Source organism: Streptomyces spongiae (assembly GCF_009377185.1).
GTDB classification, from domain to species: domain Bacteria; phylum Actinomycetota; class Actinomycetes; order Streptomycetales; family Streptomycetaceae; genus Streptomyces; species Streptomyces spongiae.
Window position 1 is genome coordinate 1 of the sequence record NZ_VJZC01000545.1, and the last position, 6,780, is coordinate 6,780.

7 protein-coding genes and 1 pseudogene are annotated in these 6,780 nt (G+C 70.0%); 4 read left to right on the plus strand and 4 right to left on the minus strand.

Annotation, left to right across the window (positions count from 1 at the left end; all coding sequences use genetic code 11):
- The 4 genes and pseudogenes from FNH08_RS40950 to FNH08_RS40965 form a co-directional block, all read left to right on the plus strand.
- Positions 1-255 (plus strand): annotated as a pseudogene (locus FNH08_RS40950) (hypothetical protein); the annotation flags it as partial.
- Positions 252-917: an ABC transporter permease gene (locus FNH08_RS40955; RefSeq protein WP_322726286.1), complete on the plus strand. Its 666-nt coding sequence runs from the start codon at positions 252-254 to the stop codon at positions 915-917. The pseudogene FNH08_RS40950 and the gene FNH08_RS40955, both read left to right, overlap by 4 nt.
- Entirely contained in the window at positions 914-1,603 is a 690-nt protein-coding gene (locus FNH08_RS40960; RefSeq protein WP_152776593.1) for an ABC transporter permease, read from the plus strand. The genes FNH08_RS40955 and FNH08_RS40960 overlap by 4 nt, the downstream gene beginning before the upstream one ends.
- 66 nt (positions 1,604-1,669) lie before the next feature.
- On the plus strand, positions 1,670-2,602 hold the full coding sequence (locus FNH08_RS40965; RefSeq protein ID WP_152776594.1) for a glycine betaine ABC transporter substrate-binding protein: 933 nt from the start codon (positions 1,670-1,672) through the stop codon (positions 2,600-2,602).
- A 68-nt stretch (positions 2,603-2,670) separates the two neighbouring features.
- On the opposite strand, the gene FNH08_RS40970 is transcribed toward FNH08_RS40965, so the two are convergent.
- The 4 genes from FNH08_RS40970 to FNH08_RS40985 form a co-directional block, all read right to left on the minus strand.
- On the minus strand, positions 2,671-3,804 hold the full coding sequence (locus FNH08_RS40970; RefSeq protein ID WP_152776599.1) for a S1 family peptidase: 1,134 nt from the start codon (positions 3,802-3,804) through the stop codon (positions 2,671-2,673).
- A gap of 156 nt (positions 3,805-3,960) precedes the next feature.
- Positions 3,961-4,485 (minus strand): MaoC family dehydratase, encoded by a 525-nt coding sequence (locus FNH08_RS40975; protein ID WP_152776595.1) that lies wholly within the window; start codon positions 4,483-4,485, stop codon positions 3,961-3,963.
- Positions 4,486-4,511: 26 nt separating this feature from the next.
- On the minus strand, positions 4,512-4,964 hold the full coding sequence (locus FNH08_RS40980; protein ID WP_152776596.1) for a YbhB/YbcL family Raf kinase inhibitor-like protein: 453 nt from the start codon (positions 4,962-4,964) through the stop codon (positions 4,512-4,514).
- A gap of 19 nt (positions 4,965-4,983) precedes the next feature.
- Entirely contained in the window at positions 4,984-6,597 is a 1,614-nt protein-coding gene (locus FNH08_RS40985; RefSeq protein ID WP_152776597.1) for a PucR family transcriptional regulator, read from the minus strand.
- Positions 6,598-6,780 lie beyond the last annotated feature (183 nt).

Sequence of the window (6,780 nt, forward strand, 5' to 3'; positions counted from 1 at the left end):
GTGGAGGCCGGGGATGTGGGGGCGGGGGTCGCGGTCGCGGAGACCGTGGATGCACGGTCTGGGGACGCGCGCGCCACCGCCTCGGAGGCCAGGGGTGCGCTGGCCGAAGACGCGGAGGCCGAAGACGCGGAGGCCGAAGACGCGGAAGCCGAGGGCGTGCGGGCCGAACGCGGGGCGGCCGGGGACGTGCGGGCCGAAGACCCGGAGGTCGGGGACGTGGCCGGTGTCGATGGGGTGGGCGGTGGTCGGGCGTGAGCGACGGGGAGCCGCTCGTGCGGTGGCAGTGGATCGGTGACCACGCCGGTGAGCTGGCCGACTACACCGGTGTCCACCTGCGACTGGGCCTTCTGCCGGTGCTGTTCGGGCTGATCATCTCGGTGCCCCTCGGGATCCTGTGCCACCGTCGGCGATGGCTGTACCCGCCGGTGCTGACGGCGGCCAACATCATGTACTCGATCCCGTCACTGGCCCTGTTCATGATCTTCGTCAAGTACACCGGGCTGACCGAACGCACCGTGATGATCCCCCTGACGCTCTACACGCTGTCGGTCCTGGTGCCCAACGTCGTGGACGGCCTGGCCTCGGTCCCCGAACCGGTCCGGCAGGCGGCCACCGCTGTGGGATTCGGCCCGATACGCCGTGTCGTCCAGGTCGAACTGCCGATCGCCGTACCCGTCGTCATCGCCGGCGTACGCGTCGCCGCCGTGTCGTCCATCAGTCTCGTCGCCGTGGGACAGCTGATCGGACAGGGCGGTCTCGGCTACTACATCACCCGCGGCCTCCAGCTCGACTTCCCGACGCCGATCGTCACCGCGATCGTGCTGATCATGCTGCTCGCGCTCACCACCGACGCGCTCCTCGTCCTGGCGCAGCGGCTGCTCACCCCCTGGTCCCGGAGCAAGGTGACGGCGTCATGAACGACCTCCTGAACCAACTCGGGCTGGTGGGCGACTGGTTGACGTCACCGAAGCAGTGGCGCGGTGCGGAGGGAATCCCCCAGCGGCTCCTGGAGCACCTCACCTACAGCGGCCTGTCGCTGCTGTTCGCCGCCCTGATCGGGCTGGCGTTCGGGCTGCTCGTCGGGCACACCGGCCGTGGGGCGTTCGCCGTGGCCGCCGTGGCCAACCTCGCGCGGGCGATCCCCACGTTCGGCCTGGTGGTCCTCGTCGTCACGCTCGCCGGGCTCAGCACCACGCCCGTGCTGGTCGCCCTGGTCGCGCTCGCGGTGCCGCCGATCCTCATCAACACCTTCGAGGGGGTCCGGGGCGTGGACCGCGCCACCAGGGACGCCGCACGTGGGGTCGGCATGACCGAGTGGCAGGTCCTCGCGCGGGTCGAGGTGCCGATGGCGCTGCCGCTGATCCTCCTCGGCCTCAGGATCGCCGCGATCCAGGTCGTGGCCACCGCGACCATCGCGGCCTATCCCGGCCTCGGGGGCCTCGGCCGCTTCATCGTCGACGGACTCTCCCGCAACGACTACGAGCTGGTCGTCGGCGGCTCCACGGTCGTCGTCGTCCTGGCGCTCCTCGTCCAGGTCGCGTTCACCGCGCTGCGGCGCGTCGTCGTCTCGCCGGGCCTGCGGGTCTCGGTGTCCAGGCCCTGAGTCGCAAGTCCTGAGTCGCAAGTCCTGAGTTGTCCGAGCCCCAGGGCTCCAAGAAAGGAAACACCCATGAGAGGCATCTACCGCGGCGCCGCCCTCGGCCTGGTCGCCGTGTTCTCGCTGGCCGCCTGCGGCGGTGGCGACAGCGACAGTAACCCGCTGACGGACAGCAGCAAGGACAGCGGCGACGGCAAGTCCCTCGTCGTCGGCTCGGCGAACTTCCCCGAGAACCAGCTGCTCGCGGAGATCTATGCCGAGGCTCTGGAGGCCAAGGGTCTGAAGGTGACGCGCAAGTTCGACATCGGTGCCCGTGAGGTCTACTACGACCAGGTGGTCAAGGGAGGCATCCAGGTCTTCCCGGAGTACAACGGCGCCCTGCTGGCGACGGCGGTCGACAAGACCAGCACCGCGACCGGCACGGAGAAGATCAACGCCGAGCTGAAGAAGAAGCTCCCGTCGTCGGTGGAGATCCTCGACTCCGCCGAGGCCCAGGACAAGGACTCGGTCACGGTCACCGCCGCGACCGCCAAAAAGTACGACCTCAAGACCCTCGCCGACCTCAAGCCGGTCGCGGGGAAGTGGACCATCGGTGCCGGCTCGGAGTTCAAGACCCGCACCCAGGGCTGGGTCGGTCTGAAGAAGACCTACGGTGTCGAGTTCGGGAAGTTCCAGCCGCTCGACGCGGGCGCCCAGAGCACCCTTCTGAAGCTGCTGAACTCGAACAAGGTGCAGGCCGCGAACATCTACACCACCGACCCCGCCATCGTCGAGGACAAACTGGTGGTGCTGGAGGACCCGAAGAACCTCTTCTCCTCGCAGAACGTCACGCCCCTGGTCCACAAGTCCGCGCTCGACGACACGGGCAAGGCGGCGCTCAACGCGGTCTCGGCCAAGCTCACCACCCAGGACCTGCTGGACATGATGAAGAAGCTCGTCAACGACAAGGAGGACGCCGCCACGGTCGCTAAGGAGTGGCTGACGAAGGCCGGCCTCGCGAGTTGACCGGTGCGGACGAGCGGGCTCCGGCGGCCGGTTCGCGACGGAGCCCGCTCGTCCGTGGTGACGGAGGGTCAGGAGGTGTGCAGCCTCAGGCCGTAGCGGTTGAGGATCTCGTTGACGGGCTGGTACCAGGTCTCGCCGCCGGAGCTGCAGTTGCCCCAGCCGCCGGAGGTGACGCCCTGCGCCTGGTCACCGCTGATGAAGGAGCCGCCGGAGTCACCGCCCTCTGCGCAGACGCTCGTCTTCGTCATCTGGTGGACGGCGCCCTGGCTGTAGTTGACCGTCTCGTTCTTGGCCAGAACGGTGCCGCAACGCCAGTGGGTGGTGGAGCCGGAGCGGCAGATGGACGTACCGACGGGGACTTCGGCGGAGCCGCGGACGAGCCGGTCGGGGATCGTGCCCCAGCCCAGTACGACCGGTACGGTCCACCAGCCGCTGCCGACGTTCACCCAGGCGTAGTCGTTGCCCGGGAACGACGACCCCTGGAAGTTGCCGATGTACGAACGGTCCCAGCCGTACACCGCGGCGCCGGCCCCGCCGCAGTGCCCGGCGGTGACGAAGCCGCCCTGCACCGAGAAGCCGATGGAGCAGCGGACGTTGCCGGTGTAGTAGGGGTCGCCGCCCACGGTCCCGGCGGCGAAGGTCTGCGGTGCCTCGGCGGTCTGCTTCACCGTCACGGGGCCCGTCTGACGAGCTCGTGCCAGGAAGCTCTGGACATCGTTGTCATGCTGTCGCGCCGAGACGACCTTCACGACGACCTTGTTGGCCTTCGGGTCGACGTACCAACTGCTGACGCCGGTCGGCGCGGACAGCCGGTCGATACGGGTCTTCGCCGCGTCGAGCTGCTGTGCGCTGTGCTTCACGAGGCGTACGGTCGCGCCGGTCGCGCGTATGGCCTCGGTGTTCGCGCCCGGGGTGACGGCGACGGTCAGCTTTCCGCTTCCGGCGTCGAACCACGAGCCGCCGTACGACGACCCGGCGGCACGCTTGGCCTTCCGCTCCACGGCCGTCGCGGTCTTCTCCGCGGCCAGACGCGTCTCGGTCTGACTCCTGGTCAGGCCCAGATCGCGCTGCATCGCGGAGAGGAGCCCGGGGGAGGCCGGTGCCGCCGCCGAGTCCGCGGGGGATTCCGCTGCGGATGCGGGCAGCGCGCTCGCGGTGGCCCAGGTGCCGAGGAGGAGGAGTGCGGACAGTCCGGTGCGCATGGCTGTCGTGCGTCTCAAGGGAGTGCCCCTTCGTTGTTCCAGCAGAGTGGGGGTGGAACAGCAGAACTCTGAGAGCGCTCTCGCAACGTGCGCGGCAGAGCTTAGCCATGGATCCCGGGGAAGGTCCATACCAATTTCGGGCAGGCGGGTGCCCGATTACCGTTGTGTGCGGCCTTTGCCGGGGGCGGGCCGGCGCAGCACGATGTTCATGGCCTTCATCGTCAGGACCGCATCGCCGTGCTGGTTGAGGACCTCGATCCCGGTGTGGACGAGTCCGCGGTCCGGTTTCGAGCTCGAGACGCGGGTGTCCCGGACGGTGGTGCGGATCGACAGGCTGTCACCGGGCCGGACCGGCCGGACCCAGCGCAGTTCGTCGACGCCGGGGGAGACCAGGGTGGCGACCTTGCTGAGGTAGTGGTCCGCGTACATGCGCATCATGACGGCACAGGTGTGCCAGCCGCTGGCGAGCAGGCCCTCGAAGGGACCCTGCCGCGCGGCCCGGGGATCGGCGTGGATGTACTGCGGGTCGAACTCCCGGGCGTAGCGGAGGATGTCCTCCTCCGTCATGGTGACGCTGCCGTAGACGTACTCCGAGCCGGGCACGTAGTCCTCGAAGTAGCGGTCCTCGGCCGGTGCGGCGAAATCCGTGTCACTCAGCGTGGTGGTGGCGGGTGCTGTCATTCACGACAGCCTGACAGATCAGTTGTTCAGCGTTGGTACAGCCCCACGAGGGTGCCGCTGGCGAGCTGCTGCTCGTCGACGACCTGATGTACCTCGGCGGCGTTGGGTGCGTCGGGGAGCACGCACGGCTCCGAAAGGGCGTAGAGCCGGAAGACGTACCGGTGGGCTTCGTCTCCCGGAGGCGGATGCGGTCCGCCCCAGCCCTGTTCTCCGAAGCCGTTGACGAGTTCGGTGCCGCCGGCCGGGACCTGTCCCGCTTCCACGCCGTCGCTGTGGGGGTCGATGCCCACCACGACCCAGTGCGCGAAGGTGCCCGACGGTGCGTCCGGATCCTCGCACAACAGCACCAGCTCGGCCGCGTCGTCCGGTGCGCCGCTCCACCTCAGCGGAGGGGACACGTTCTCGCCCTCGTACGCGTACCGCCGCGTGATGAACGAGTGATCGTTGAATGCGTTGCTCTTGAGGTCGATGTCAGTCATGTGGCCCGAGGTACCCGCATCAGCGCGGCGTACCCGGCCCGGACGGCGGCGAGTCCAGGGCCTCCAACGCGGTCACCGCCACATGCAACTGCGTGCGCTGGGCGCCGGACTCCAGGTCGGTGCCCAGGAGACGTTCGATGGTGCGGAGCCGCTGGTAGAAGGCCTGTCGGGAGAGGCCCGCGTGCCTGGCGGCGATCGACTTGTTGCCGGCGGCGTCGAGGTAGGCACGCAGGATGGTGAGCAGGTCGCCGCCGTGCCGAGCGTCGTGCTGGACGAGGCGACCGAGCTGTTGCTCCACGTACTTCTGGACGCGGACGTCGTCGCGCAGGGAGTAGAGGAGCTCCGGAAGGCCCACGTCCGAGGCCACGCGGAAAGGACGGCCCCGTGATGTGGGGCCGATGGCGTCGGCGACCTGTTCCGCCTCGCGGAACGACCGCGTGACCTGGCTGAGCTCGGTGACGCCCGGACCGACCGCGACCACGACGTCCTCCCCGAACGCCGCCCGGACGTCCCGGGCGACACGTTCCACGACGGGTTGCCAGGCACTCGCCCGGGCGAGTGCCAGAAGCAGTCCGGACCGCCGCTCGGAGAGGTCCCCGACGAGGGCCTTGACGCCCGACGTGTGCAGTTGTGCCGCCAGGTGGTCGGTCACCGTGGTGTCGCCGGGCGGCGGTGCGTCCGCGTGGTCGATGACCACCGGCACCAGGCGGTGGCCGGTCGTCGGCAGCCCGAGTGCCTCGGCCCGCAACCGTGCCTCGGTGCGGTTGCGGTAGCGCCAGTGCAGCAGATCGAGCAGCACGGAGCTGTGTGCGCGCCGGTCCCACTCGGGGTGGCCGGTGAGCCGGGCCAGGGTGAGGGCGGTGGCGGCCTGCTCGAGGATCATCGTGTGCTCCGGACCGAAGGCCGGCCCGCCCGCGAGTGGCAGCATCAGCAGGCGCCCCCAGCGGCTGCCCCGCTCCTCGACCGGAGCCACCAGCCAGCCCTCGGGGCCGCTGACCGCCGCCCGGTCCGGCGTCGCGGCGTTGCGTGAGCGGCGCGGCCAGGCCTCCAGCACCTGGCCGTCCGTGTGGCCGGCCGGCGCGCAGACCACCGCGTGGTGGATCAGGTTCTCCAGCACCACCGGGCATCCGGCCAGGTCTGCGGCGGTCCCTACGAACTCCTCCGGTTCGGCACCGCGCAGGGTGAGCGACGTGAACAGCTCGTGCACGTGCTGGGCGCGGCGCAGCAACTCGCCCTGCGCGTCCAGGATCAGGGCGTGCACGGTCTGCGTGACCTCGATGAAGCGCACCCCGCGCGCCAGCACGATCAGCGGCAGATCGCGCTCCCGGCACGCGGTGACGAGCTCCGGGGGCGCCTGCTGGAACCGGCGGCCCAGCTCCAGGACGAGCCCCGCCACCCCGACGTCGGCCAGCTGGTCGACGTATCCGCGCAGCTGTGCCGGGTCCGAGGGGTGCGGCATGCCGGTGGTGAGCATGAGTTCCCCGCCCTCCAAGAACGAGGCGGGATCCAGGAGCTCGGTCACGTGGACCCAGCGGACGGTACGGCCCAGCTGTACCTCACCGGCCGCCACGCGGGGCCTGCCGGCGGCGATGACAGGCAGTCGCAGTACGTCTGCGACCGTGAGGAACGGCATGAGCGCCACTCTCTAGGGTGGGGACGGGCAGCGCAAGGGGCGCCTGCGCTGCTCAGGGCCGCGCCCCGATAGGGGCGCGGGGAACTGCGCGAGCAACCACGGCGCACCCGCAGCCGCGAACGCACGGGCTCCCTATGGCGACAAGGCGAGCCAACGGCTCAGGGCCGCCGGGCAACGAGATCC